Here is a 23751-nt window from a genome sequence, read left to right as displayed (position 1 = left end):
ATGGATTACAACGAACTAGAGCGGATAGCCGAGCGCATCGCATTGCGTTCACTGTCCATCCTAAGCGAAAAGCGAAAGCAGGAATTTGCCGACAAGATCCAGGTTACCAAATCCGAGATAATCGAGGCTTTCGATCTGGCCACGTTCAAGGACATAACCGGCCGTTTAGGTCTCATGCCCATCCGTAAGAACGGAGGAAAGAACGGCAAGGTATACTACAGCACTAAGAAAGTGCTGGAACTAACTGAAAAATGGTATCACGATTAAAAACCAACAATAATGAAAAAGAGAAACGTTTTCGATTGGTTAGAGCTGCAGTGGTTCTACCTATCACCATCCACAAAAAATGCAATTGAGTTCATTGGCGGCGTCGTCCTGTCGATATTGATCATCGGAATAGCAATGACGCTAGCTTATTGTTTTGGTAAAGCACAGGTAGGGTTATGAGCATATACAAGAAATTACATACAATACAGCAATCCGTTAGAGGCTTTTCTAAAGACAAGAAAGGCCACGGATATGAATACGTATCCGGTGAGAAGGTTTTATCGCACGTACGGTCTAAAATGGACGAACTAGGCGTGCTGCTTAAGCAGGAGGTATTGTCCATTGAAAATGAGAGGATGGACTATAGAACAGGAGTCGGCACCCAATACGAGAAACCAAAGTCAGAGATACTATCTAAAGTATCTATGCGGTTTACGTGGGTAGACGTCGAAACCGGAGAAAAAGACGAAAACCTTTTTGGAGCCAACGGGCAAAACGACTGGGACAAGGGTGTCGGCTCCGCCCTCACATACGGAGAACGGTATTTTATCCTGAAATTTTTCCATATCCCTACAGATCAGGATGACATAGACAATCCCGACCGTAAGCCGGCCCCTACAGATCAGGATGACAAGAAGGCTAAAAAGGTAACTGTAAGCGAAGCTATAAAAATGATATCCGATGCTTCTTCGACAGAGGAACTTGTAAAAATCTACAACGAAAACGGACATCTCCATAAAAGCAAAGACTTTACGGACATCCTAACGAAGCGTAAACTGGAACTAAAACAAACAACGTAATGGAAAATCAATTTGAATTGGAGGTTTCTACCTCTACCCTATTAGACCTTAATAGGTCTTATATTAACAACGTATTGCAGCAAACTAAGTGCAATCTTCAGGAAGGACAGGTGGACGCTCTACGGCTTTTCATAACAGCAAAGAAAGGGCAGGAGTTGTTTACGCAGCTTGAAAAAACAGTACGTCCATACGCAGAGCAGGAAACTAGACTGTCAAAGGGCGAGGTATACAAAAAGTACGGTTGTGAAATAACCGAGCGTATGACCGGAGTATCCTACGATTTCTCTAACTGCGATGATCAGGAATGGAACGAACTGACCGAGCAGATCAATTCGCTGACGGAGAAGCGTAAAGAGCGTGAAAAGTTCCTAAAGACGATCACTAAGCCAATTTTCGACGAAAACGGGGTTCAGATAAATCCTCCCCTTCAAAAAGGCCGGTTAGGACTAAACGTGAGTATTAAGTAGATGGCCAATTGGAAGCTTCACAAGTATTATAGAGGCTTCTGTTTACCGACCATCAGAAGCCGTCTCATACAGCTCAACGCCTGCACCCCTATCCTTAAGGATGATGACGTACACGAGCTACTTAAGCGCGTAACCAATACGCCAAGCAACGCAGGCCTTTCAAACAAAGAGTTTTTAGATTTTTTAGAACAGATATGGTGCATAGCAGCGCACCTGGATATTTATCTGCCGTACCCCGAAGAAATAACCAAAATGGAACAATTACACCGAATAGTAGATAAGCTGGAGAACAAGGTTTTCCCTTATCGAGAACTTATAGAACGAGGATCATATCCGCTAGATTCCGAGAGCAAACTGAGCATAAACAAGGCCGGCGTTGGAATTACAAGCCGCGCGTTCGACGCAGAACACCTAGATATATGCACAACTGGCTCAGGATCTCTAGTCCAGACTCGGATATTCTTTGCCGGAACCTATCTAGATGACATCGAACGAGGCCTAGACCATTTCATTTCCTCCGTGGTCGATGATTTAAGTTCTCCACATACTCGTAAGAAAGTGATCGAGCACAAGATTAAAGAGCTACAGGAGGAGCTTTCAAATATATGCGAATAAAGAAGATGGTTCACAAATCTGAGATTCAGAGTACCGAAACTATAGACGCTCTCAGAAAAGAATTGAAAGAAAACATATCAATACACCTTTTCATGGGAGATACTGCCTTAGAACTAATGAAAACATGTTTCACTATTGGTTTACGTGACATCAACAATAGGGAAATGCAGATACGTACTGGAGTAGTTCTGAACTCGGTCAACAGGGATCTTGAAAGAATCCGTAAAATTTTATCTCCCCTGTTCACCATGAAGCCTGAAAGCGAGGATCACATGAAGGGCGATCACAGCTTTGAACTATACAGGTTATTCAGACACTTTGCATTCATGCCCACGGATGAACTACGAGAATTTAACGACGGTTGCGAAAAAGCAAATCAAAAATCACTAAAAGAACAACAACATGGATAGAGCAACATCGGCTATAAGAAGCCACAAACAGAAATACCTCCTACGTCAGGACGACTTTGAATACCCCTACCGGATAGTAGCACCGACTTTCAGTCTGGACGTACAGCGCCTGCAGACGAAGGAAGAAGCCAGCAAGCTTTTCCTTGCCATATCTGACATGGGCCATCAAGCAATTATGTCTTATGTAGACATAAAATCTTGCAAAGTAAGACTACTTGCGTATAGTGGGCCAACCAAAAGAAAGGAGTAGCGTATGGCAGAGGAAAAGAAAGCTTTCGTTATGTATGCGGACTGGATAGCTACTTTCAATCTATTGTCAGATGAGGAATCTGGGCGGTTAATTAAGCATATTTTTTCCTATGTAAACGATGAAAATCCAGAGTTCCCTAAAGAGGATCGTCTTTTAGCGATCTCCTTCGAACCTATAAAGAACCAGCTAAAGAGGGATCTTAAAAAGTATGAGAGCAAAAAGGCTCAGTTTTCAGTGGCTGGAAAAGAAAGTGCCAAGGTTAGGAGACTATCAACTACACAAGTCTATGTGCTTAGGTTTTATTCTTCTTCTGAACAGTTTATAAAGGTTGGAGTAACCGACAATTCTATAGGTCGTAGGTATTCTTCATCGGGCATAGGTTCGTCAAAGTTAGGGTATAAGTTTGACATAATAGCGCAGTTTTTCCCGAAGGAAAATGGATACGATGTGCTAGAAATGGAGTCATTTATAAAAAACAAATACCATCAGTTTCAATACACTCCAAACAATAAATTCGGTGGATATACCGAATGCTACTTGATTGATTCCTTACAAGATATAATAACAGATTTAACAAAACTCAACGACGTTGAACATCGCTCAACAGATTCAACTGTAAAAGATATAGTTAAAGATACAGTAACAGTTATAGTAACAGATACAGTAAAAGAGAGTGTGATAAACAATATAGGGAACTCACCCACACAAAATTTTTCCTTCGGTAAACAGCCAATTGAAGTTTTAAAAAAAAATTGCGCGGGCCACACGACGTGGTTACAGTCGATCGGGATGAAAAATTCTCTTTTGATGCCGCAGGTTTTGGAATGGTTTGAAGCTTTCTGTTTGCACTTGGCCGCTTCGGGTAAAACGGAGGAAACAGAGCAGGAGTTTAAACGCTATTGCGCTTCATGGATCGCTTCGGAGGTAAGGCAGGGCCGGAAACCGATAACCACACCGCCACCGGAAAAGAAAATGAAAATTGACGCCACAACCGCAATCCAATCAGCTTTAATTAAAAAATATGGAAAACAAGATAGCAACGCGTGACCAGAATCTACAGTCCGTACATCTGTTGAGCCGAGAGCTCGAAGCCTTGTCTTCCGAACAGATATGCAAAGTTCCGGAAATTGATTTGGATAAGGTTTTGATGACAGCCGTACACAAGGCTTTCCGAGACAAGGGGCAAGAGGTTGACCCAAATCAGATGGATCACATCGTCGACAATCTTCTACCAACTGTTTTGAAGTCCTGCCCATTCATCCGTATAGCCGAAATACCCATTGCAATCGAAAAAGGGATTTTAGGCGATTACGGCGATTATTTTGGACTGAACGTGGTAACATTCACAAACTTCATAAAGTCTCACTACGCGTCAGAAAAAAGGGCAAAAATCGCAAAACAAACGATGTATGAAGAAGAAGAAAAGGAACCTCCGTCCGAACAGGAGATTTTGGAGAAAGACAAGCAGCTCCTATCCTACGCTTTTGAGCAGTACAAAAAGTCAGGTTACTACGAAGATCACGGGAATTACATGTACAAAGTCGCAGTCAAAAAACTGGGGCTTTTTTCTTTATCAGCGGAGAGGCAAAAGGAGTATTTGGATAATGGGCGAGCAAAGGCAGTAGAGAAACTTAAAACGGAGCTTATACAGAAGCCGCACGAGCGTCGAAGGATAACCTCGTGTATTCAGCAGGCCGGTGCTATGGAAAAGGGTAGCGAGGGCGTAAAATTGGTCTATAAGGAGTCTTTGCAGCTGGCCCTTATGGGATGGTTCAAGGATCTTGTTGAGTCAGGGATTGAAATAACAGAATTATTAACTAAAGAATAAAAAGAAATGGCTAAATCAGAAACAACATTCTATAATCTTGCTGAACTTAGTGAAATAGCGTCAAAAGCCGCTAAAGCAATCAATTCAGTAAGCGAAAGACTAGAAGCAATCGAAAGACATATAGGTATTGCTAAGGATGAACCGAAATTGGATAGGTGGTACAAAAGAGCAGGGAGATCTCTTGTTTATTTAACCGGAATCACAAGAGGGGTTGGTTATGGTTACGGGTTTGACATAGATGGAAATTGGTTTGATAGATGTAATGGAAATCCCATATTCATTGATTGCTTGGTTGAAGCCACTCCCCAAGAAGTAGAAGAAGCCTTGGTGAAGGAGGCTAAGCGGAGGGGCTTCTTAACACAGGGTACATTTTTCAAATCCTTTACGGATGGTGGTAAGGTTCGGGAAGTTCAGCCTTTTGAATGTTATGACGGGAAAATGAACCCTATAAAGCTATCATTTAGTAGTGGATTTTTGTACTACGAAGAAGGACTTAAAACTAGTTACGGTTTATGTTCTAACCCTCGTGTATTTGAAGACGGAAAATGGGCTGAAATAGTCAATCAACCCGTTGACAAGTTCGCTGAGCTTAAAGAAGCTCATAAAAAAGGAGAGGTGATACAAGTTAGATATTCTAGTGGTGATTATTGGCATGATTGCGATTACCCGCGTTGGGATTCCTGCCTCGAATACCGTATCAAACCCGAAGAAAAACCTAAGGTTGGGGATGTGTGTAAGTTTTGGGATGATGGAGAAAATAAGTACGTAGTGAGTGTTCTTACTAAAACAAAGGAAGGTGATAACTATCCATATCACACTAATTTTGATTCCTTTAAATACGCCACGACCATAACCAAAGAGGAAGCTATAAACCTGCTTTTCGGCAACCAATAACACTAACCTATTATGGAAAACAACTTAAACAACGTACACGTAGTAATATACGGTCATGAAATGCTTAAGGAAGCAGTAACACGAATAAGACGAGAACATCTTACCGTTGAACCAAACTACCACGAGGAGTACGATGCCGGAAACGACTGTTTAGTATTCAGAAATAACGAGTTTAGTCTCGTCGCTTGTCCTGTACGTCACCCCGTCGAAGTAAGCCTTAATCAGTTAGTGGAAATAATAGTAGGAGGTGAAGATGATCGAGATTAAAGTACTCGGAGAACCTAAGGCATTAAAGCGCCATCGTATGGGCAGAGGGTTCAGTTACGATCCTTCGGCCGGCGACAAACAGACTTTCGCACAGATCGTTCAGGCCAACGCTCCTGAAGAACCTCTTTCTATACCGTTACGTGTGGAGATGATATTCTACTTCTCTCGACCAAAGTCTCATTTCGGTACAGGTAAGAACGCGGGTAACGTAAAGCCGGGGATGTCACTTTATCATACCTCTAGGCCGGACATCGACAACCTGATTAAGTTCGTTCTCGACTCCCTGAACGGTATATTCTGGAAGGACGACTGCTATGTTAGTCAGACGAACGCAGCTAAGGTCTACACAACAGGAACACCTATGACAATAGTTAGGGTGTACGAATCAGATTTACCAAAACAATCAAAATAGAATCAGTATGAAAAAGTTATCACTAATCGGCGCGGTATTTTACTTTGCTGCCTACGCTTATTTCATTATCGCTTGGCTCGTTAATTTATACAACTTCTTTATTTGTGACTTCGAGCCTTCCTACAAAGAAGAGATCATCCGGTTCATGGGTATAATCATACCGCCAATGGCTGGTGTTACGGTTTACTTTTAAAATTCTGCATATGGTATGAAACGTAAAACATCCAACTGCATATCCTGCGGAAACTACCGCCCTATCTATGCAAAGAAGATGTGCGGATACTGCTACGAAAAGCAAAGAAAGAAAACTCCCCTACCCCGTCCTAAAAAGCGAATAGCCAAATTTTCCAAGAAGACCTTAGATCAGCTGAGGCGATATCGAAAGCTAAGAGACAAATTCTTGGAGGAGAATCCTGTTTGCCAATATCCAGGATGTACCAGCAGGGAGGTGACTTTGCACCATAAAAAAGGAAGATTAGGCGCTTATTTAACAGATAAGCGCTTTTTTTCTGCCTTATGTTGGCCGCACCATCAGTATATAGAAACACACCCAGAAGAAGCTAGACGCTTGGGCCTTTCTTATTCCAGACTAACAAAAATCTAAACAATGCTAGAACAATTTAAAAAGCTAATGGGCTACGGCTCATTTCGCCCCTATAACGGGGGATACGAAGTAAGGGTAAAGGATCTCGATGCAGCCTTTAACCATGCACAGGAAATAGTATCAAAACACAATCTACAGCTAAAAGTATACGGACGAGATGTAAGGCTTAGATCCTTCTTTGTCGCTCCAGAGAGAGAGGAGGTGGCAGGTGGGTAAGACACTACAGCAGATAAAGGATGAGGTTGCCGAGGGGTTTGGGTATAAATCAAACTCGGTTTTTAATGCTTACGAACAGTTACTAATAAACCCACATGGACTTACTTACAAAGTATTAAACGCTAGTGTAAATCAAGTCGCCATCCGCTATGCAAACGAGCAGAATAGGGAATTGGTGGAGATGTTGGAAATTATCAACGAGGGGATCAACACGATGGACTTCACCCAATTGGAAGGACTTCACAACGAGATCGAATCATTAATCAATAAACACAAACAATCATGACACTTATAAAATACTTAAAACAGATTGTTTGCAAACACGAATGGGAAGTGGAACACAACTATTTGTACTGGTGGAAGCGCACCTGTAAGAAATGTTCTAAGGTAATAGAGAGTTAAAAATGTCTAAAGAAACAATTAACAATTACATGAGCGTCATAAGATCTAAATATTTACGTCGGGCTGGATCGAAAGCTAAATCCGAGCACCGTAAAATTAGACGGTATGCCAAAGGTTTTGTAAAGGCCAACCGGAGATATGCAGTAAATGACTACTGCTTCAAGTTAGGGTTAAACAATGCATTTATGATGCAATCATCAACCGAGGGCTAACCGGCCCGAAAAGAAAGGAAGGAAAAAATGGTAACATTTGAAAGACCACATAAAAACCAAACGGTAATGCATAAAGATTTGGAAGAACAGCAATTACTAGACCACTTCGCCGGATTGGCGATGCACGCATCTTTGGCTAATGAGGAATTGCGGATGGCATTAATACAGGATTCCCGTAAAGAAAGTGGAATCAGCGTAACCGATTATGTTGCTATTGATGCTTACGAAACGGCTAAAGCTATGCTAAAAGCAAGAAAGGAGGCTAACAATGCATAAAATATACAGATCGGTACCCGTGTCAGAACGGTTGCCGGCACACGGTGGATATATATTAACGGACATTGGGTTAGTTCAGTTCTTTCCTAAAGACAAAAGCTGGCTAGATGACGAGTACTTCTTTTGCAATCCTGATCACTGGCTCGAAGAAATAGACCTTCCTACCGAAGAAGCAATGCGTCAGTTCGCCAATGAACTTGCGCAGGAAGATGTTTACACCAGCGAACAAGAAGTGGAAGCATATGTAGACGGCGCCAACTTCATCCTTAACCACATTAAGGGAGAATAATTATGAGGCAAGGAGTAACTAGGCTGGTATTCTTAATAGGTAAGTACGCCATTAAAATCCCAAACTTCACATATAGTCACCAAAACTTTCTATCAGGATGTTTAGCCAACCATAACGAACGTCTGTACTGTAAACAATACAAAGGTATGCCCCAACTGGATAAAGTAGCATACACATATTACAGCTCGTTGTTTGGGCTACTGAATATCCAGCGGCGAGCAGAAATTGTACCCTTCGACATAAGTTCGGACAGATCGATTAGAGAAAGTTTTAGAGGAGTCTGCCACGATTTCAAGAACGAAAATTTTGGATTTATTAACGACAAAATAGTATGTATAGACTATGCTTAAGACTACTAACCATATTAAGGGAGGAGGTGTGTGATGAGCCACCGCTATCCTCTCCAAACACGGGCCCGAGCAATAGTGATGATCACCAAGGGCAATTCCATCGCTTCCGTAGCGAAGTGGTTCGGATGCCCTACAGCCACCGTTTCTCGCTGGTATCTGGACTATCTCGGCTACCGAGGTAAAGAGGGGATAACGATCACGCTGCAGAGCCGGATGGACGATATCACCATAACGGATGATATTATCGAATAACAATAAATTTAGTGATAGAACTATTAACCACTCTCTTCATCGCTGTAGCGGTGGGGAGGGTATGGAGGAAATAAAATATGAGTATTACGACAGTCAATATAAACGGCCAACAAGTAACTATTGTTTGGGCATCAATAACTTGTGACGACCAAATTATTCACTATCCAATTAAGGAAGAAGAATTATGATAAACGCTTTCATACTACAACATAAACCTTTCACACCACAGATAGTAGATAACCCGCAGGCAATACGCTATATCGTCGTAGATCTATTCTGCGGCGCTGGCGGAACGACAACAGGATTCGCTCAGGCGAAAGACAAAGACGGAAATCCTATAGCGTTAATTGCTGCTTGCGTCAACCACGATCATAAAGCCATTAGGAGCCATTGGGAAAACCATCCGGAAGTATACCACTTCGAGGAAGATATACGTACACTGGAACTATCTCCGCTGGTCGATATAGTTACACAATATCGCAAGCTTTACCCATGGGCCAAAGTCGTCCTTTGGGCATCCTTGGAGTGTACCAATTTCAGCAAGGCGAAAGGCGGTCAAGCTCGTGATGCTGATAGCCGGACATTAGCCGATCACCTCGACAGATACATCAAGGCGATTGATCCAGATTACGTGCAGATTGAAAACGTTGTTGAATTTATGAGCTGGGGGCCACTTAATGAAAACGGTAAACCTGTCAGCATGAAATCCGGACAAGACTGGTTGAGATGGCGCGAGCATATCAATTCATTTGGATATCGTGACGAATGGCGGGAACTCAATTCCGCTGACTTTGGCGCGTACACATCCAGGAATCGGCTCTTCGGATGTTTTGCAAAACACGGCCTTCCGATCGTCTGGCCGGAACCAACGCACTCAAAAAATGGAGGAAAGAAAGATACACTTTTTGGCGACGGACTAAAAAAGTGGAATGCCGTTCGGGATCTGTTGGACTTTGAGGACGAGGGAATAAGTATATTCGGTCGAGAAAAACCCCTGGTTGAAAATTCCCTTAAGAGGATCTATGCAGGACTGGTCAAAGAGGTGGCTGGCGGAAAGGAATCGTTCTTAGTAAAATACAATTCCATGAATCAACGAGGAAAAGTTGCAGCACAATCGATAGATGATCCGTCACCTGTAATATCATGCCAAGGTAGGCTAGCATTAGCTCAAACTTCCTATATAGTAAAACACTATTCAGGAAGTACAAATGATAAAATTTCATCTATTGATTCCCCAGCTCCGACCATCACTACGATACCTCATGAATCGTTGGTAAGCGTAAAACCCTTTGTACTTACAAGTAATTTCAAAGGTATATCCCGGAGCATAAACGAGCCGTGCCCTACTCTTCTTGCAAGTAGAAAGCACCACTATTTTGTCAACCCTGCATTCTTGGTTAACTACAATCATAGTAGCAAGACTAACGACCTGAACAATCCTTGTCCTACTATTTTGACAAGAGATAAACTTGCGCTTGCTACCCCTTGTTTCCTTGCTAAATATTACGGAAATGGTGAAAATGTACAATCGGTAAACGAGCCGGCTGGCACGTTGACGACAAAAGATAGATTTACTTTAATCCAAACCAACTGGCTGGATAAGCAATACAGTGGAGAGCGAAACCATCAATCGGTGAATCAGCCGGCCGGCTCAATACTCGCAAACGACAAACATTGTTTGATGACCGCCAAAGGCTTTATATACAACCCTTCGCACGGCGGTCATACTATGCATATCGAGCAACCATGCCCGACGATAATTGCAAGACAGGACAAAGCGCCACTTTATTTCATCCAATACGTTATCGATCCCAATGTCCGGATAGAGATATACGAGGGCGATTCCGAAACGATGATCAAAATAAAAGAGTTCATGGCGCTTTATGGTATCTCGGATATCAAAATGCGAATGCTTAAAGTATCAGAGTTGAAAGTTATCCAAGGGTTCCCGGCAGATTACAAGCTATACGGCAACCAGTCCGACCAAAAGAAGTTTATCGGTAACAGTGTGGTTCCACATGTCGTGCAGGCATGGGCAGAGGCACAAGGAGAAAAATTATTACAAATGGTAGCGTAATGGAAATCTACACAGACATAGAAGTTATTGAAAGCTTCGTTAAATCCGAATGGATTGACGGCAAAATAAACGACGAAGTAGCCAGGGAGCTGCTTCGTCTTACCTTAGAATTAAAAGATAAAGTATTTAACCATGCAAAAAACTAAAACAATAACCCTCCCCCACCTCGATCTGCTGGTGGTGGAGTTGCCCGAGGGGGCAATATACCCTGTGATAAGTATGGGGTATATAACCGCCCGAGTGCCTAATCATACCGACGGAGTAAATGACGATTGGGTTAAAAAGCTTGATGTTGGGGGAGACTGGAAACACCTAGGTGCTGTTGGTGATGTGGCGGAGAAAGTTGCTAGTAACGTTGTTGAGTTCAAAACTATCACGAGTGCTTGCAAATGTGAATATTGTGGGTTTGACATTGATTGCTATAGGAACTATTTAGAGCAGTCGGAAGACCCGACAAACGTATTTACAAAAAACTTTTCGGTAAACTCCCTTTACTCCCTCCTACAAGCCAATGAGGTTTATTTTGAGAACAAATATGGAAAAGAAAAACCAACTCAAATAGGATTTATAGGAAATGTTCTAGAAGTGGAGGCAAAATCAGCATTAATGCTGCATCAAATGAAATGGGAAAAAGCACAATCCAAAGTATGGGATAAAGAACGTACTTATTTATTTATTAAAGTAGATTAGATATGAAAGGGGCAATAGAATACCTTGACGAATTAGATAAAAAATACCCTAACCGAAGAAAAGAAATACATAAGCAGTGTTGTAAAAAATGCCCTACTGATAATATTTACAAAAATGGAGGTCAAGATTGTGAGGTTGAGGATTTAAGGGGTTTATCTAAAGAAGTTTTGGCTAAGGAAATTGTTTTTGTATGCGCTTGGAGGAATAGCAAGTTATGCAAAGGTATTTGTGACCAATACGGGATTACACAAGATTATCTTAATGATTTATACAAAGAAAGTTAAACAATGATCGGACTTATAGCAATAGCAGTCGCTTACGTAGTGGCTAAGAAATTGGATGATTCGTCAGATTATAAACTCCCGAAAGGGAAAAATAAAAACAGATACAGATGATACAAGCAACAGAATTACGCTTAGGAAACTACGTAAACCTAAACGACGGATCAGAACACGATAAAATTAGACAGATAAGCGGTATAGAGCATAAAATCGTATATACTCTTATAAAAGGATGTAGATTTGCCCAAGTTCATCAAAGTTTTGACCGTATTTATCCCATCCCCCTAACAGAGGAAATAATAATAAAGTGCGGATTCGAGAGGTCAGAATACAACGATTACCGACATCCTATTTTATTTGGAACTTTAACGCTTTACGAAGGTGTAGCTGAACTTCATATAAGTGATATGTACAGCGTATGGGTAAATAACCTCCACCAACTCCAAAACCTATATTTCGCATTGACAGGAGAAGAATTGGAGGTAAAGATATGAAACTTACAAAACAACAACGCCTCCAACCTATCGGAATTAGGAGGCGTTGGATAGGTTTAACCGTTCAACGGCTCTCCTAAAATAAGTAAAAAATCAGTTAGTGACACCTTTGTATCATTATGATAATGTACATATCCCGACGCTGAACCATTTCCCTTACCGCGTCCTAAGTAAGCCCTAATCAAGACACTCCCGTCTTGTAGGGTATAACGCTCTACAATTGCGTTATTGGACAAATATATATTTGCCATATTACAAAGGTATAGTGTATCTAGGAAGTATTTTACAGGGGCTAATCACACCCAAACACTACCCCTCAAATCCTCATCCCGGATGATCTGCAAAGCGTCATCGATAACCAAAACGTTAGGCTCCTGGAACGGCGCGCCAGCAAGATCATCGAGATACTTCCATATATCGTCAACTTTTTCAGCATACCACGTAGGATCTTCATTATCTAATGGCAATGGCGATTTAAGTATGTTATACCCCTTATCTTTTAATGCCCATCGGACTTTCCGTGTCACCAGCGCACGGGGGATCAACACTAACCGACCGGATATACAGCAGGAAATTTAGTGGATACGGGAAACCGTATGGTAACCATCCCCAAAACACGTATTTTCCGCACGTTGCACTTGCTAATTTTCTTAGCAAATTTGCAAATATGGAAACGCTTAAGTTCACATATCGAGGTAAAGAAATAACGGCCCCCATGGAGATCGTGCAGAAGTACGGAAACGTTATGACATTTCACGTGATCGGCAAGAATGGGCAGCGGTTCATCTTTTTGAAATACGGCAACGAATGGTCGCATATAGAGGGGACATTGTCCGCAAGCCTCCGCGAGGCTATATTGGACGCCCTGATCATGCGGTTCGAATTTGCCGCAGTCAAGACGTTCATCTATCAGGGCAAGAGGCAGATAGTGACCGTAAATTGGGTCTATGGGGGCGGTGTGTGGGATGTAAAAATAAACCACATATCGCGAGGGTGGATAGCTTTCTACGAGAACGAAGGTTTCCGCTGGCGGATCAGCGAGGGGGAAACGTGGCTGAAACCTCGTCACATGGAGTATTTTATTGAACTGATAAAGGCCGGAAAAATAGTATCTACAGATCCGCTGGACAAGAAAATTAGGGAAGCTGAAAAATAATTTAAACTTTTTTCATTTTTCTCTTGCATGAATAAATGTTCATGCGTATATTTGTAGTGTAATCAATAACATAAAAGGACATGGACATTTTCTACAGGGGTATAAACGGCGAATTTAACATCAATGATGTCTCGATAGAGTTAGCATCAGATTTCGACGATATTCTATACGAAGCAAACGATCAATTCGGTGAATCAGGCTCTTACGATTATGACGAGGATGCTTTAAATAGATACTTCGAAGCGAACGGAATGCCTTATGAAGCAAAGAACGGAAAATTCATAGCATTCGGTGTCAACGCAGTTGATGATATAGATTTAGCAACGGACTTTACTGCATGCCCAAATGCTACGAAGATTGTGAAATTTGAAGGCCGATATATTGGAAGAAATCTTTGTGATGACGGTGATATCGTAAAAATCACTAGAGTATTAGAAATTATTGATATCGTGTAAATATCAAAGAATCAAGTTAATCCTACCGGTACGATTACATTGTCTTTTTCAGACACCTAAAGATTTCTCTTTTCCAATTCCTTTGTAGGATTAACTTGACCTTATAGCAAATATAGAAAAAGAAATTATAATGTCAATAGAACTCCCAAAACTAATAAACAAAGCCGAGCTAGCCCGTCAGCTCGGCCTCTCACCGGCCCAGCTGATCAACAAGCTGAAAGGAACTCAGCGAAATAGCTTCACCGACGCTGATAAGGAGGCGACGATCCGCGCCTTGCAAAAGGCTGTTGAGGAAGTGGAGGGGCTTTATTCGAAGTAAAAGCCCCTCATTAGAGTGGGTTATAATTCAGTTTGAACAACTCAAACTCCAAACTATCTATCCTTTTAAAGTGCTCTAATTGCCTTTTTTGCATCTCGTCGATCAATGAATCCCTATAGTCTATGTGGTATTGTAGCTTAGCATTATGCCTGATTATAAAGAAATTCATAGCGATTGAGATCGGGCATATTACAACCAGTCCAAGTAACACGCCAAAAATAATCTTATAAATCGTTTTCATCCCGCTTTATTTCTTCCTCCCAACCCCAAAGAACCACCAAGCCAAGAATACCACAACCACTCCAAGACCTATCCACCATCCAAATCGGGAAAGGAACACTGCAAGCCGGTCGGGGCTGCTCTCGCTGACGGAAGACGACGCACCCTCACTCCTCCTACTCTCCCCCGAAACAGCTACATGCTTCTGCTGCTGCTGGTCCTTGCGCTCCTCCCTGTTGGTCGTGTTGTCTTTACGCTCTGTGATCCGCTCTTTCTCTGTCCTAGTGATCCTTTCGGCCGGCGCGTTCACTTCCAGCGTGAGCGTCTTGTTTAGCGTATCCAGGATTGCTTTCACCACAACGCCCGCACTATCCTTAAGATAGTTGTCGCCCGGCTTAAGGTCTCCCTTCTTTACCGTAACCTTCGACTTCCCTCCTTTCTCGGTTACGGTCGTAACCTCCCTATCGGTGACGATAACACCCTTATCCACGGATTGCTCTTTTACGTTGGTGGTGCTGACCGCCGAGGAAATCTCGGAACTATCCCTTTTCTCGACGGATTCCAGCTCGTAGGCCTGTTTACTCCTGAACTTCTTGGATAGACCGCACGAAGCAAAGGCGGCCACCATGACCGCCAGTGCTAGCAATTTAGTTAGATTTCTCATCGAGTACGCGGTTTAGGCTGTCTAGTGAGCATTCTAGCTCCTGCAGACTGCTGTTTAGTTCTACCATCCTTACAGGCGGTACCTCATGTTTTCTACCTTTATTATACGACGAGGCGATCACTCCGAACACCAGCATCGATATTAGTATTGCTCTTTTCATTTCAATCTTTTATTAATGTTACTGAATGTCGAATCTGCTTTTTGCTTAATCGTATCTACTTTCTCCGCAATAGGCGTTATCTGCTCGGTAATCTCCTGCTTAGATTGCTTGCGCACCTCCTCGATGATACGGTCATACAGCTTAGCTTCCCGATCAAGCTGACTATCCTTGCTATCAGCTATATAATACAGGACAAACCAAAATACAGATACCACTACCATAAGAGCATACGTAACCGGATGCCTTACGATTTGCATAAATGTTGGCTGCTTTGCCGGCTGATTCTGTTGCTCTTTTATTTCGCTCATTACTTCTCTCTACTGAAATATAAATCTGCTTCTGCTTTCCTGCGCCGTACAAGCCCTTTAAGGACTTTCCCTCCGGCTTTATTCCACTTTTCGAACTCCGCCCTTATCGAAGGATCGCACGGGTTCGCGTTAATCTTCTTTAATAGCGTAGACCGTCCGAGGTTGGCCCCTCCTAGGTTATACGTAAAGCTCACAAGCGCATCGAATTGGTTTTGGTTAAGAGGCGCTTTGACTAACCTGTTAACCTCCTTCTCGTATGTCTCCTCGAGCAGCTGGGCAAGCAATTCCGTTGCCCTAGCCTCTGTTATCGGAGCATCCTGCATAGTCACACGCTTGCCGTTGGGGTATTTTATTACCCCGTAACCGATTGTGGGGATGCCTACCGGATCTAAGTACGGCTTGCTGTAGAATCCCTCGAAAGTCTTTATAAGCGATAATCCTTTATTTCCTGTTTTCATAATTTCAAAATTTAATGCCAGCACCTACCATGCGCTGTAGGTGCTGGGTTAATAATTACTTACTATTACATCCGTAGAACCAGAAGCTATGTTATAAATACTCCCGGTAGTGCCTAGGTTACGGAGTTTATTTATCCTTACATTATTTACCGGTACAGCCATATCCACTACATAGTTTGAGATTTTATTAGCAATAATATTATTCATAGATACATCACTTATATTTCCGTTAATATATCCCGTTCCATAAGAGGAATACGCCCTTATTATTTCTGTTTTAGTAGATTGAGAATTTAAGTCAGATATATTGGATATATTAATACCTTTTATTTTTGTGCTCGTAGCAAGTAGGATGATAACGTGATGCGCACCCGAGCAATGAACGTTGTCTATTTCTATATTCTCGATTCCATTGTCCAAGCTGTACTCGAATCCCATCGTCTGTAATGGGAAAATATAAGGGCTGCTCGGGGTATCCCAATTAAAAGAAGCGTCTAGTGCGGTCATAGCTACGGTATCGTCGCTCGTTTTTCCAAAAATATTCCACACCTTGCCGTTTCTACACCCGTTTCTAAAATCTATGCCGTCTCCGTTTTTTACATTTGTATCAAACTCAATATCGTGTATTTTCATTCCATCACACCCCCACTCCTGAGATATCCCCCAGCAGTGAGTTTTAGACATTTTGAACCCAGCTATTTCGTAATCTTTGCCGTTAGCCACTAAAATACCTATAGTCCTCCATCCGTAATAATCTCCTACCCACGGTTCATTTACGCCTGTTTTCGGGTTTAATGCTGTGTAAGGAATATCGGCACCTTCTATCGAACTTCCGTTCAGCCCAAGAATTTTAAATTTTTTCGTCTCGCCAAGGGACAAACATAGTCCATTTGGATTGGCGGGGTCGGGGTTAATAGAGTGCGTTCGTATAATGTTATCGAAAACACCATCTTTAAGTTTTAACTTTGCATTATCTAATAACAGTTCTACATTATCTCGGATTATAATAGCCTGGTTTAGAAGATACGTTCTATCTTTTACAATAACAGCTCCTCCATTCATAGACTGTGCTTGGTGGTAAATAGCCTTGTTTATTTTGTCAGCGTCTTCTTCATCTACCCAATCGTCTGCGTAGACCACATTTTTTCCTTTTAAATCAAAAGATTCGCGACCGATAACTTCCTCTATGTACGCAGCTACGTCTTTCCTATTAACGCTTATATCTATACTATAATCCGTTCTAGTCTGATATGCTGGGTGTTCTAAGGTAAACGCAACGTATTTAATTGTAGAAGATATATCTCCGTTATAACTTCCGTTTGTTGGAACCCTGAGTTCTACGAATTGTTGATTTTCGTTAAAAAGTATAATGTTGAAATTAAACAACATGCCTTCTATCCAGATATGATTTGTATCTACTGGAATAAGAGGACTCCTGTACATGCCTTCTGCACCAGAATTGATCACCTGTCCTGTAGCGTTATATATCCCCGGCAATTTCATATCGGATGTGACGACAACTAGTGAGGATTTAGATTCTGGTAGATTAATTAATGGGAATGTTGAGGAATCTACATATTGCTTTACGCTTGTTTTTTGTTCTTCTATCTCAATATTGTAAGTAGTACTCGTTTGGTATAGCGGGTGTTCTAAGTTGAAGGCAAATTTCGTCGCCCCGGCAGGAAGATCATAAACCCCCTCCCCAACCTTCAACAAGGTAGACGCTACAAAAACGTTCTGTTCGTTAAAAAACAACAAGCTGAATGCATACAAAACATTTTTTATTTTAATCTTGTTAGATGTCGCCGGTAAAATATTAGTCCGACGATATCCTAACTCCCCCTGATTAGTCACTACACCGACACTATTGTAGACTCCCGGAACACTCGAGCTGTGATTTATTGTATACGCATTATAAAAGACATTAGGAGCTATTCCAGCTGTAATCGGATCTACCGCCCTGAATACCCCGTCCTGATTTACTATTTCGGTTCCGTTTTTTACTACCAAGTTCGTCCCCTCAGGCACCGGCAACTCCTGTGTAGTAAGAGACCAAGAAGAGCCGTTCCAAAAAAGAGTTCCTGTATACCCTTCCGGTACTGTGTAGGTATTGCCGTTCCATGTGTAGGAGCCGGGAATTACATTTGTTATTCTCCGGTTTTCACCAAGCGGCCCTGTAGGTAAAGCTGATCCAGGGGGGTAATCGCTAGGATTTAGATCTATCCCCGTTATACTCAGATACTGTTTAAGCTGATCAAATTGCGGAGCCATAGACTCTCCGTTGTCACCGTTACTCATCAAAACCTTATCCGTACCTTTTATCGTGGTAGGAGTAGGCATTTCGCTTGGAAATTTTACTGTTGCCATTTTCTAACGTGTATTTAACTTATGTCACCCTGTTCGAAATAGGAGTAAATGAACTCCTGGTGCTGTACATCGTTAGTTCTTACTTGTGCCAGTTTACCTGTAAAGTGGCTTCTTAGGTAGTCGATTGTTCCTTCGACAAATACAAATTTTTTGCTGTTAAGGTATTTGCCGATTTTGCTTGTTATGTATGTTCCTTCTTTGTCCTGAAGGTAGTCGTCGTCTGGATTTACCAGAATGTATCTATCACTAAAGCACTTTACTGCGTATTTAGCAAATGGATCTATTCTAGGTATATCAAACCCTATATTAAGCTCGTCGTGTGCTTGTCCATAGCTTCGGGTTAGTTGCCGTAGCGAGTGAACGAGAACTGGATTAGACTCCGTGTCCACCGGAGTGGTCCACGTTGCTAGACGCTGTCCATCAGCGTTGTAGTGTATGCTTAAAGAATCCTCACGATACTTGTAGAAATATCCATTCTGTCCGTACGTCTGATAGTCACCAAAAGGTACTTCTATACGATCGGTAGGTTTCGTATATTTTGCATCTAGCTTTGTCTGGAAAACAGTTCCAGTTGGGGTTTGATTATCTGATTTGAAGTCTAACCGGATCTCCTTTATCATATTCGCTGTAAGATATCCTGTCGTGGATGTCCCCTGCGTTTTGTTTGGATAAATACGGATAAACATTTTCGCCGTTGTTAAATCTAGATGCCCTTGGTTTACACCTCCGGCAGCGTCAACAGATATTTTGAACTCCTGTTCTACGGCAAGATCTGTATTTTTATACTTATCTTCAAACCCGAAAACTATCAGGTTATTTGTTGGGCCGCTAGTTATATTGTCGTATGGCCCGGTATCTCCTCCGAACTTTGAAAATGAGAAAATGTACTTGCCTGTCGGTTTGCCTTCTTCGTCTGACTCGGTACGTAAACCGGCATATTTATAATATGAGTCTGTAAACTCTAGCCCTACCATTAACATGATCGAGCTATTTGGTTTGCCCACCGCCTTTATTGTCAAGTCAAAACTCATTCGTTTCCTATCTAGTGTAGGCACCAAAAACGGTTGACTCTGGACTAGATATCTACCCTGATCATCAATAGCGGCTATGCTTGGTAATCCATCCCAAGACACGATGTCATAAATACATGCTTGATTAAAAAACCACGCTCTACTGTCTACGTCATAGTCAACAACAGTTCCTGAGTCATTATACTCCGTAGGTATATTGCTAGTCATGACATATGACACCACTGGAGCTCGTCGAGCCCATCCGGGTATTTCAAGGGACGTGCCCTTCAATGTCCTGTTCACTGGATAAAGGCGGTCGTCTCCATGACTTAGAAGATAAGTATTCTTAGCCCCAGCTGGTATGATAGTTCTTTGGCCGCCGGTATCTATAAGGTTGAATGTGATTTCCTTTTGATCAAAAGTAGATACATTTTGCAGGTTGCCTTCAAAATCAAATGTCCACAAATTCCCATAGCCTATTTCTATCTGTTCTTTATTTACGATCCACCACTCGCCTTTATACTGAGTAAATAGACAGTTGAACACATCGCATATGGACTTTATGACGTCATAGCAGCTCATTGTTTCTTCGTTCTCTTCGTCGGTAATGAACCTTAGCTCACTAACATACGTATCTAACAAAGGATGGGTATCTCTACCGGACACGGACGTAAACTGCAAACAATCGAAGTCAATAATCGCGTTTATGTTAAGTTCTAATCCTGTTTCGTATAAGCATTTAACCAATATATCCATATAGGTAACCCTAGAGTCGGTGTAGTAATCATCTATAGGGTATTCTACGTCCTTCAATATGCCTATACGGTCTGATGCCGTCAGGTTTACCTGAGGATTAGCCTCAATGGCTACGTTAAAGAAGTCGGGAGTAACGAATCCTATCCACTCTAATTCGTTGTTGTAATAGAACTTAACACGAAGTTCCGTCTCGTCTGATGTGGCTAGGTCGTCTATATTAAATACGTTGTTCTCAAAGAACTGCATATCGGCATATGTCGCCCTCATCACTCCTCGTTTTTCGTTAACGTCGTTCTGGAACTTTAACAGGAATGGATAGGCCGTACCATCAATCGGGTTTTGGTCACGATCGGGATCATAGGTTCCGTCTATGTTCATAACCACGTAGCTACCTTCACTATCCAGAAGATAGTCTTCCTCATTCACAATAATAAAGGCTTCGCCGACGTAGTCTTTTACCTCTATCTCCACACGTAGAGGTGTCCGGTCTCTATTGCAGTATCGTAAAATATATTTGGTATTATATGCCATTAAGAAAGACGCTTGTTACGTGTGTTAGATAATTCTAAAGCACCTGTCAATTCGGTGTTCTTCAGCTTTAGCTCCACGACTTGTTTGTCGTTGTTATAAAGTGCTCCTCTCCAATTTGAGTAGTCATTTGTTAACTGACTACCAATATTAGCCGACGCGTTTGTGCCATTAAATTGGCTGGTCTGCCTGCTGACGGACGATTGCGCGAACGATCCAAGGGCCACAAGGGCAGCACCAGCTGCTAAAGCCAAGTAAGGATTCATCATCAGCTTTTTAAGCGCAATACCTGCTACCCCGAACGCGATCATTTGCTCACCTATAGACCTAGCTAACCCTCCTAAACTTTTGATTATACCCGCCCCTATTGCGTCTATGATATTCCCTCCTTGCGCTAGAGCATCCCCGACTGCGGACATCATAGTCGAGACGCTGTTTCCTACTAGATTTTGAAGATCTAATTCTATAAAACCTTTCAGGTCAGATTTTAACTTCGTTAGTTTATCATTTAGCTTAGTAAAGTCAGCGTCAATTTTAACCTGTGCTGGTATATCAATAGTCCACGGACTTTCAAATCCGTCAACATCCATATTTCTTAATATACGATCCAAGCTTAATATTGCTTTTTCTGACCATTCCCTAGATGCTATCGTCTGAAACTCAGCTAGTGATGCCCCGGCGTTCTTGGCCAGCTTATTGAAATCCCTAAATGACGTATTGATAACCGCTATTTGAGACTCGTATATTCCCCATGAAGCAAGTAGCTGATCCAATTCCTTCCGATAATCCTGAACTCCTTTCCCTGCTTTTTTGGTAGCTTCGGCATTGCTATTTAGGGCAGCAGTTTGATTTGTTATTTTTGTAGTCGACTCCTCAACCTTCTCCGATACAGCCTGAGTTTCATTTTTGACAGGCACTAAACCATTAGCCCAATTTTCAAGTCTCGCTCCGAGCTCATCGGCCCCGATAGACTTCAAGAAAATAGACAATAAATGAGAAATAGAACTTAACGTATTTCTGGCTATATTCAAGATGGATGTGAACACATTTTTAAACAGATTCCTAACTGACTCCAAAGCACCGCTGAAATCACCTCTCAGAAGTTTGGCGAACGTCTGGACAATTCCTACGATAATATCAAAAGTTCCGCTGATAATAGTTAGTATAGTATCAAAAGAATCCCGGACGATAGATATAACATTATTATCTATCTGTTGCCAAGTGTATATGAAACTATCCCGTATATAGGTCAGTATAGGTTTAAGGGTATTCCATAGCTTCTGCGCGTTGTTTGAGATCGATGTCCAGAAAGCCGCCCCGTTTCCCGAAGTAAAATACTCCTTTATAGTCTCCCAATTCTTTATAATCAAAACAGCAGCGGCCGACACAGCAGCTACAGCAATACCTATTGGCCCTGTGATGGTAGCGAAAGCAGTTCCAACCAACGGAGCTAGTTTAAGCACCGAACCTATACCCAACAAAAGCGGACCAAGCGCAGCCGCAAATGCGCCGATTACCACTATCATTTTTTGAGTTTCGGGAGACAATGACCGAAAAGCCTGCACGATCTCTTTGAGGTTCGAAATTAACGGAGTTACTACAGGCAGTAGAACAGAACCAATTTCAGTACTTAGATTAGCTATTTCTGTCTGAAATGCACGTATGGAACCGCTAGCTCCGTCAGCCTCCCTCGCCGCCTGACCCTGTGCCGCGGCCGTCTGCTCGTAAATAAGGGATAGAGTAGCTGCCTGCTTGGCTGATAATGACATCTCCTCACCCTGACTTATTAACCCAAGCTGTAACGCCCGAGTTTTTATAAGCGCCTCGTTAACCGCCATACCATAGTTGTCCAACATGGTATTATTTCCCTTCAGAGCTCCGGTCAACGCGTAGACGGCGTCCTTAGTCCGGCCTCCATACATGGCGGTTAAGTCGCCTGCTAACTCGATAAGCTTGGCACCTTGTTTTGCTGCCTGATCTTCAGTCAGCTTGCCGATATTCACCAGCATGGAACCCATTACATTGGAATATTCTAAAGCTTCTTGCTTGGATATACCGAAATATGTTTCAAGACTGTCCGCCCAGTCCTTAACTCCTGATGCTGAATCTTTGAAAATCTGATCTGTAGCACCTAGAGCGTCCTCAAATTCAGCAGCCATATTAAAGGCAGCTACCCCTGCAGCTGTCAACGGAGCCGTGACGCCAAGAGAAATAGCACCACCGACAGCCTGAAATGTAGACCCTAATTTTGCCAATTTTTGGCCTACGCCCTGCGAGAACTCGTCAAGCCTAGCCTGCGCCCTGTCAAGGTTCGCAGTAAAATCGTCTATGTTTGCCTTTATTATCGCGGTTAAACTCATATCCGGTTCTTCTTGCTATTGTAGTGCTTCATTGCTTCGGAAATAAACTTATCTCTTTGGCTTTGGGAGGCTTTTGTTACAGATTTCTTTCCTAAAACAAACTGCTCAAAGGACGGTATCTTTTCAAGCCTTGTGCCTACCATCGAATGCCAAGCTATAAATTTGATATCCTCTATTTCGCGTTCCCTTTTCTTAGCATACCCCTGTGACATAATCGAAAATTCTTCCCAAGACATGTCATAATAATCATACAGCCTAATGCCGATCTCCCCAACAGCAAGTTCAGCACAGGCCGTATAATCTATTTCGTAGTCGGTGCTTTCTTCGACGTCTTGGGAACCTCCTTTTTTGCCGATGATCCCAACGAATTGGTGAGACAGGTAATTGCCTTTGCTATATCCCCGTGGCCCACGCCAACCTCATCGACAAAATCCCAGAACATTCCTTCGTCATAGGCACTTTCATCCCTGCCTGATGCATTACATGCTGCAGCGTGCAGGATGAGCGGAATAAAGTGGAAAGGGTTATCGTTAATATCAGTGATCTTCAAGCCTTTTTTGGCTACTAACCCTAGAGCCCACATACCAAATAGCAATTCTACTTCCTTGCCGTTAACTGTTATCTTAGTTCTGTTCATA

At 42.3% G+C, this 23751-nt stretch carries 36 protein-coding genes; 26 read left to right on the top strand and 10 right to left on the bottom strand.

Going from position 1 to position 23751, the window contains the following annotated elements:
- The 23 genes from BC792_RS16150 (at position 1) to BC792_RS16050 (ending at position 12353) form a co-directional block, all read left to right on the top strand.
- Positions 1 to 267 carry a hypothetical protein gene (locus BC792_RS16150; protein WP_148910055.1) on the top strand — a complete coding sequence of 89 codons (267 nt, stop codon included), beginning with the start codon at positions 1 to 3 and terminating at the stop codon, positions 265 to 267.
- Between the two features lie 12 nt (positions 268 to 279).
- Positions 280 to 447: a hypothetical protein gene (locus tag BC792_RS18425; protein ID WP_170250060.1), complete on the top strand. Its 168-nt coding sequence runs from the start codon at positions 280 to 282 to the stop codon at positions 445 to 447.
- Complete coding sequence (locus BC792_RS16145; protein WP_148910054.1) at positions 444 to 1067, top strand: ERF family protein; 624 nt, start codon at positions 444 to 446, stop codon at positions 1065 to 1067. The genes BC792_RS18425 and BC792_RS16145 overlap by 4 nt, the downstream gene beginning before the upstream one ends.
- Positions 1067 to 1534, top strand: a complete 468-nt coding sequence (locus tag BC792_RS16140) for a hypothetical protein (RefSeq protein ID WP_148910053.1) — start codon at positions 1067 to 1069, stop codon at positions 1532 to 1534. Before BC792_RS16145 ends, BC792_RS16140 begins: the two co-directional genes overlap by 1 nt.
- Entirely contained in the window at positions 1535 to 2149 is a 615-nt protein-coding gene (locus BC792_RS16135; protein ID WP_148910052.1) for a hypothetical protein, read from the top strand. It abuts the gene before it with no gap.
- A complete protein-coding gene (locus BC792_RS16130) occupies positions 2140 to 2559 on the top strand; it encodes a hypothetical protein (RefSeq protein ID WP_148910051.1) in 420 nt (139 codons plus the stop codon). The genes BC792_RS16135 and BC792_RS16130 overlap by 10 nt, the downstream gene beginning before the upstream one ends.
- Positions 2552 to 2809 (top strand): hypothetical protein, encoded by a 258-nt coding sequence (locus BC792_RS16125; protein ID WP_148910050.1) that lies wholly within the window; start codon positions 2552 to 2554, stop codon positions 2807 to 2809. The genes BC792_RS16130 and BC792_RS16125 overlap by 8 nt, the downstream gene beginning before the upstream one ends.
- A 3-nt stretch (positions 2810 to 2812) precedes the next feature.
- Positions 2813 to 3856, top strand: coding sequence for a DUF6291 domain-containing protein (locus BC792_RS16120; protein WP_148910049.1), 1044 nt, complete (start codon positions 2813 to 2815; stop codon positions 3854 to 3856).
- Positions 3831 to 4637: a hypothetical protein gene (locus tag BC792_RS16115; protein ID WP_148910048.1), complete on the top strand. Its 807-nt coding sequence runs from the start codon at positions 3831 to 3833 to the stop codon at positions 4635 to 4637. The genes BC792_RS16120 and BC792_RS16115 overlap by 26 nt, the downstream gene beginning before the upstream one ends.
- Before the next feature lie 6 nt (positions 4638 to 4643).
- The gene (locus BC792_RS16110; RefSeq protein WP_148910047.1) at positions 4644 to 5531 is read left to right on the top strand and encodes a hypothetical protein; all 888 of its coding nucleotides are present in this window, start codon (positions 4644 to 4646) and stop codon (positions 5529 to 5531) included.
- Between the two features lie 12 nt (positions 5532 to 5543).
- Positions 5544 to 5798 carry a hypothetical protein gene (locus BC792_RS16105; protein WP_148910046.1) on the top strand — a complete coding sequence of 85 codons (255 nt, stop codon included), beginning with the start codon at positions 5544 to 5546 and terminating at the stop codon, positions 5796 to 5798.
- Complete coding sequence (locus BC792_RS16100) at positions 5785 to 6210, top strand: RusA family crossover junction endodeoxyribonuclease (RefSeq protein WP_148910045.1); 426 nt, start codon at positions 5785 to 5787, stop codon at positions 6208 to 6210. Before BC792_RS16105 ends, BC792_RS16100 begins: the two co-directional genes overlap by 14 nt.
- A gap of 7 nt (positions 6211 to 6217) precedes the next feature.
- A complete protein-coding gene (locus BC792_RS16095) occupies positions 6218 to 6403 on the top strand; it encodes a hypothetical protein (RefSeq protein WP_148910044.1) in 186 nt (61 codons plus the stop codon).
- A 414-nt stretch (positions 6404 to 6817) separates the two neighbouring features.
- Entirely contained in the window at positions 6818 to 7030 is a 213-nt protein-coding gene (locus tag BC792_RS16090) for a hypothetical protein (RefSeq protein ID WP_148910043.1), read from the top strand.
- Positions 7023 to 7316, top strand: a complete 294-nt coding sequence (locus tag BC792_RS16085) for a hypothetical protein (protein WP_148910042.1) — start codon at positions 7023 to 7025, stop codon at positions 7314 to 7316. The genes BC792_RS16090 and BC792_RS16085 overlap by 8 nt, the downstream gene beginning before the upstream one ends.
- Before the next feature lie 394 nt (positions 7317 to 7710).
- Positions 7711 to 7920: a hypothetical protein gene (locus BC792_RS16080; protein WP_148910041.1), complete on the top strand. Its 210-nt coding sequence runs from the start codon at positions 7711 to 7713 to the stop codon at positions 7918 to 7920.
- A complete protein-coding gene (locus BC792_RS16075) occupies positions 7913 to 8209 on the top strand; it encodes a hypothetical protein (protein WP_148910040.1) in 297 nt (98 codons plus the stop codon). Before BC792_RS16080 ends, BC792_RS16075 begins: the two co-directional genes overlap by 8 nt.
- A 383-nt stretch (positions 8210 to 8592) precedes the next feature.
- On the top strand, positions 8593 to 8811 hold the full coding sequence (locus BC792_RS16070; RefSeq protein ID WP_148910039.1) for a helix-turn-helix domain-containing protein: 219 nt from the start codon (positions 8593 to 8595) through the stop codon (positions 8809 to 8811).
- A gap of 184 nt (positions 8812 to 8995) precedes the next feature.
- The gene (locus BC792_RS16065; protein ID WP_148910038.1) at positions 8996 to 10888 is read left to right on the top strand and encodes a DNA cytosine methyltransferase; all 1893 of its coding nucleotides are present in this window, start codon (positions 8996 to 8998) and stop codon (positions 10886 to 10888) included.
- The gene (locus tag BC792_RS18420; RefSeq protein ID WP_170250059.1) at positions 10888 to 11034 is read left to right on the top strand and encodes a hypothetical protein; all 147 of its coding nucleotides are present in this window, start codon (positions 10888 to 10890) and stop codon (positions 11032 to 11034) included. The genes BC792_RS16065 and BC792_RS18420 overlap by 1 nt, the downstream gene beginning before the upstream one ends.
- A complete protein-coding gene (locus BC792_RS16060; protein WP_148910037.1) occupies positions 11021 to 11578 on the top strand; it encodes a hypothetical protein in 558 nt (185 codons plus the stop codon). The genes BC792_RS18420 and BC792_RS16060 overlap by 14 nt, the downstream gene beginning before the upstream one ends.
- Before the next feature lie 2 nt (positions 11579 to 11580).
- Positions 11581 to 11862, top strand: coding sequence for a hypothetical protein (locus tag BC792_RS16055; protein WP_148910036.1), 282 nt, complete (start codon positions 11581 to 11583; stop codon positions 11860 to 11862).
- 107 nt (positions 11863 to 11969) lie between these two features.
- On the top strand, positions 11970 to 12353 hold the full coding sequence (locus tag BC792_RS16050; protein WP_148910035.1) for a hypothetical protein: 384 nt from the start codon (positions 11970 to 11972) through the stop codon (positions 12351 to 12353).
- Between the two features lie 296 nt (positions 12354 to 12649).
- Here the strand turns inward: BC792_RS16050 and BC792_RS16045 are convergent, their stop codons facing one another.
- On the bottom strand, positions 12650 to 12901 hold the full coding sequence (locus tag BC792_RS16045) for a hypothetical protein (protein ID WP_148910034.1): 252 nt from the start codon (positions 12899 to 12901) through the stop codon (positions 12650 to 12652).
- A gap of 119 nt (positions 12902 to 13020) precedes the next feature.
- On the opposite strand from BC792_RS16045, the gene BC792_RS16040 reads away from it, so the two are divergent.
- From BC792_RS16040 to BC792_RS16030, 3 genes are all read left to right on the top strand, one after another.
- Positions 13021 to 13509, top strand: coding sequence for a hypothetical protein (locus tag BC792_RS16040; RefSeq protein WP_148910033.1), 489 nt, complete (start codon positions 13021 to 13023; stop codon positions 13507 to 13509).
- Positions 13510 to 13589: 80 nt separating this feature from the next.
- Positions 13590 to 13964 (top strand): hypothetical protein, encoded by a 375-nt coding sequence (locus BC792_RS16035; protein WP_148910032.1) that lies wholly within the window; start codon positions 13590 to 13592, stop codon positions 13962 to 13964.
- 130 nt (positions 13965 to 14094) lie between these two features.
- Complete coding sequence (locus BC792_RS16030; protein ID WP_148910031.1) at positions 14095 to 14283, top strand: hypothetical protein; 189 nt, start codon at positions 14095 to 14097, stop codon at positions 14281 to 14283.
- A 10-nt stretch (positions 14284 to 14293) separates the two neighbouring features.
- On the opposite strand, the gene BC792_RS16025 is transcribed toward BC792_RS16030, so the two are convergent.
- The 9 genes from BC792_RS16025 to BC792_RS15990 all read right to left on the bottom strand — a co-directional run bounded on the left by BC792_RS16025 (position 14294) and on the right by BC792_RS15990 (position 23750).
- Positions 14294 to 14524 carry a hypothetical protein gene (locus BC792_RS16025; protein ID WP_148910030.1) on the bottom strand — a complete coding sequence of 77 codons (231 nt, stop codon included), beginning with the start codon at positions 14522 to 14524 and terminating at the stop codon, positions 14294 to 14296.
- Between the two features lie 6 nt (positions 14525 to 14530).
- Positions 14531 to 15166, bottom strand: coding sequence for a hypothetical protein (locus tag BC792_RS16020; RefSeq protein WP_148910029.1), 636 nt, complete (start codon positions 15164 to 15166; stop codon positions 14531 to 14533).
- A complete protein-coding gene (locus BC792_RS18415; RefSeq protein ID WP_170250058.1) occupies positions 15150 to 15326 on the bottom strand; it encodes a hypothetical protein in 177 nt (58 codons plus the stop codon). Before BC792_RS18415 ends, BC792_RS16020 begins: the two co-directional genes overlap by 17 nt.
- A complete protein-coding gene (locus tag BC792_RS16015; RefSeq protein ID WP_148910028.1) occupies positions 15323 to 15634 on the bottom strand; it encodes a hypothetical protein in 312 nt (103 codons plus the stop codon). Before BC792_RS16015 ends, BC792_RS18415 begins: the two co-directional genes overlap by 4 nt.
- Positions 15634 to 16092 (bottom strand): lysozyme, encoded by a 459-nt coding sequence (locus tag BC792_RS16010; RefSeq protein ID WP_148910027.1) that lies wholly within the window; start codon positions 16090 to 16092, stop codon positions 15634 to 15636. Before BC792_RS16010 ends, BC792_RS16015 begins: the two co-directional genes overlap by 1 nt.
- 48 nt (positions 16093 to 16140) lie before the next feature.
- Positions 16141 to 18459, bottom strand: coding sequence for a glycoside hydrolase family protein (locus BC792_RS16005; protein WP_148910026.1), 2319 nt, complete (start codon positions 18457 to 18459; stop codon positions 16141 to 16143).
- 14 nt (positions 18460 to 18473) lie between these two features.
- Entirely contained in the window at positions 18474 to 20756 is a 2283-nt protein-coding gene (locus tag BC792_RS16000) for a hypothetical protein (RefSeq protein WP_148910025.1), read from the bottom strand.
- Positions 20756 to 23113: a phage tail tape measure protein gene (locus BC792_RS15995; protein WP_148910024.1), complete on the bottom strand. Its 2358-nt coding sequence runs from the start codon at positions 23111 to 23113 to the stop codon at positions 20756 to 20758. The genes BC792_RS16000 and BC792_RS15995 overlap by 1 nt, the downstream gene beginning before the upstream one ends.
- A 301-nt stretch (positions 23114 to 23414) precedes the next feature.
- Positions 23415 to 23750 carry a hypothetical protein gene (locus BC792_RS15990; protein WP_148910023.1) on the bottom strand — a complete coding sequence of 112 codons (336 nt, stop codon included), beginning with the start codon at positions 23748 to 23750 and terminating at the stop codon, positions 23415 to 23417.
- Position 23751 lies beyond the last annotated feature (1 nt).

This window comes from Sphingobacterium allocomposti (genome assembly GCF_008124885.1).
GTDB classification, from domain to species: Bacteria; Bacteroidota; Bacteroidia; order Sphingobacteriales; family Sphingobacteriaceae; genus Sphingobacterium; species Sphingobacterium allocomposti.
The sequence above is the reverse complement of the archived record's forward strand: the minus strand, read 5'-3'. Positions and strand labels throughout refer to the sequence as shown.

Coding starts and splice junctions, on each gene's coding strand:
- BC792_RS16150 (WP_148910055.1), top strand. CDS start 1: ATGGATTACAACGAACTAGAGCGGATAGCCGAGCGCATCGCATTGCGT.
- BC792_RS18425 (WP_170250060.1), top strand. CDS start 280: ATGAAAAAGAGAAACGTTTTCGATTGGTTAGAGCTGCAGTGGTTCTAC.
- BC792_RS16145 (WP_148910054.1), top strand. CDS start 444: ATGAGCATATACAAGAAATTACATACAATACAGCAATCCGTTAGAGGC.
- BC792_RS16140 (WP_148910053.1), top strand. CDS start 1,067: ATGGAAAATCAATTTGAATTGGAGGTTTCTACCTCTACCCTATTAGAC.
- BC792_RS16135 (WP_148910052.1), top strand. CDS start 1,535: ATGGCCAATTGGAAGCTTCACAAGTATTATAGAGGCTTCTGTTTACCG.
- BC792_RS16130 (WP_148910051.1), top strand. CDS start 2,140: ATGCGAATAAAGAAGATGGTTCACAAATCTGAGATTCAGAGTACCGAA.
- BC792_RS16125 (WP_148910050.1), top strand. CDS start 2,552: ATGGATAGAGCAACATCGGCTATAAGAAGCCACAAACAGAAATACCTC.
- BC792_RS16120 (WP_148910049.1), top strand. CDS start 2,813: ATGGCAGAGGAAAAGAAAGCTTTCGTTATGTATGCGGACTGGATAGCT.
- BC792_RS16115 (WP_148910048.1), top strand. CDS start 3,831: ATGGAAAACAAGATAGCAACGCGTGACCAGAATCTACAGTCCGTACAT.
- BC792_RS16110 (WP_148910047.1), top strand. CDS start 4,644: ATGGCTAAATCAGAAACAACATTCTATAATCTTGCTGAACTTAGTGAA.
- BC792_RS16105 (WP_148910046.1), top strand. CDS start 5,544: ATGGAAAACAACTTAAACAACGTACACGTAGTAATATACGGTCATGAA.
- BC792_RS16100 (WP_148910045.1), top strand. CDS start 5,785: ATGATCGAGATTAAAGTACTCGGAGAACCTAAGGCATTAAAGCGCCAT.
- BC792_RS16095 (WP_148910044.1), top strand. CDS start 6,218: ATGAAAAAGTTATCACTAATCGGCGCGGTATTTTACTTTGCTGCCTAC.
- BC792_RS16090 (WP_148910043.1), top strand. CDS start 6,818: ATGCTAGAACAATTTAAAAAGCTAATGGGCTACGGCTCATTTCGCCCC.
- BC792_RS16080 (WP_148910041.1), top strand. CDS start 7,711: ATGCATAAAGATTTGGAAGAACAGCAATTACTAGACCACTTCGCCGGA.
- BC792_RS16075 (WP_148910040.1), top strand. CDS start 7,913: ATGCATAAAATATACAGATCGGTACCCGTGTCAGAACGGTTGCCGGCA.
- BC792_RS16070 (WP_148910039.1), top strand. CDS start 8,593: ATGAGCCACCGCTATCCTCTCCAAACACGGGCCCGAGCAATAGTGATG.
- BC792_RS16065 (WP_148910038.1), top strand. CDS start 8,996: ATGATAAACGCTTTCATACTACAACATAAACCTTTCACACCACAGATA.
- BC792_RS18420 (WP_170250059.1), top strand. CDS start 10,888: ATGGAAATCTACACAGACATAGAAGTTATTGAAAGCTTCGTTAAATCC.
- BC792_RS16060 (WP_148910037.1), top strand. CDS start 11,021: ATGCAAAAAACTAAAACAATAACCCTCCCCCACCTCGATCTGCTGGTG.
- BC792_RS16055 (WP_148910036.1), top strand. CDS start 11,581: ATGAAAGGGGCAATAGAATACCTTGACGAATTAGATAAAAAATACCCT.
- BC792_RS16050 (WP_148910035.1), top strand. CDS start 11,970: ATGATACAAGCAACAGAATTACGCTTAGGAAACTACGTAAACCTAAAC.
- BC792_RS16040 (WP_148910033.1), top strand. CDS start 13,021: ATGGAAACGCTTAAGTTCACATATCGAGGTAAAGAAATAACGGCCCCC.
- BC792_RS16035 (WP_148910032.1), top strand. CDS start 13,590: ATGGACATTTTCTACAGGGGTATAAACGGCGAATTTAACATCAATGAT.
- BC792_RS16030 (WP_148910031.1), top strand. CDS start 14,095: ATGTCAATAGAACTCCCAAAACTAATAAACAAAGCCGAGCTAGCCCGT.
- BC792_RS16025 (WP_148910030.1), bottom strand. CDS start 14,524: ATGAAAACGATTTATAAGATTATTTTTGGCGTGTTACTTGGACTGGTT.
- BC792_RS16020 (WP_148910029.1), bottom strand. CDS start 15,166: ATGAGAAATCTAACTAAATTGCTAGCACTGGCGGTCATGGTGGCCGCC.
- BC792_RS18415 (WP_170250058.1), bottom strand. CDS start 15,326: ATGAAAAGAGCAATACTAATATCGATGCTGGTGTTCGGAGTGATCGCC.
- BC792_RS16015 (WP_148910028.1), bottom strand. CDS start 15,634: ATGAGCGAAATAAAAGAGCAACAGAATCAGCCGGCAAAGCAGCCAACA.
- BC792_RS16010 (WP_148910027.1), bottom strand. CDS start 16,092: ATGAAAACAGGAAATAAAGGATTATCGCTTATAAAGACTTTCGAGGGA.
- BC792_RS16005 (WP_148910026.1), bottom strand. CDS start 18,459: ATGGCAACAGTAAAATTTCCAAGCGAAATGCCTACTCCTACCACGATA.
- BC792_RS16000 (WP_148910025.1), bottom strand. CDS start 20,756: ATGGCATATAATACCAAATATATTTTACGATACTGCAATAGAGACCGG.
- BC792_RS15995 (WP_148910024.1), bottom strand. CDS start 23,113: ATGAGTTTAACCGCGATAATAAAGGCAAACATAGACGATTTTACTGCG.
- BC792_RS15990 (WP_148910023.1), bottom strand. CDS start 23,750: ATGAACAGAACTAAGATAACAGTTAACGGCAAGGAAGTAGAATTGCTA.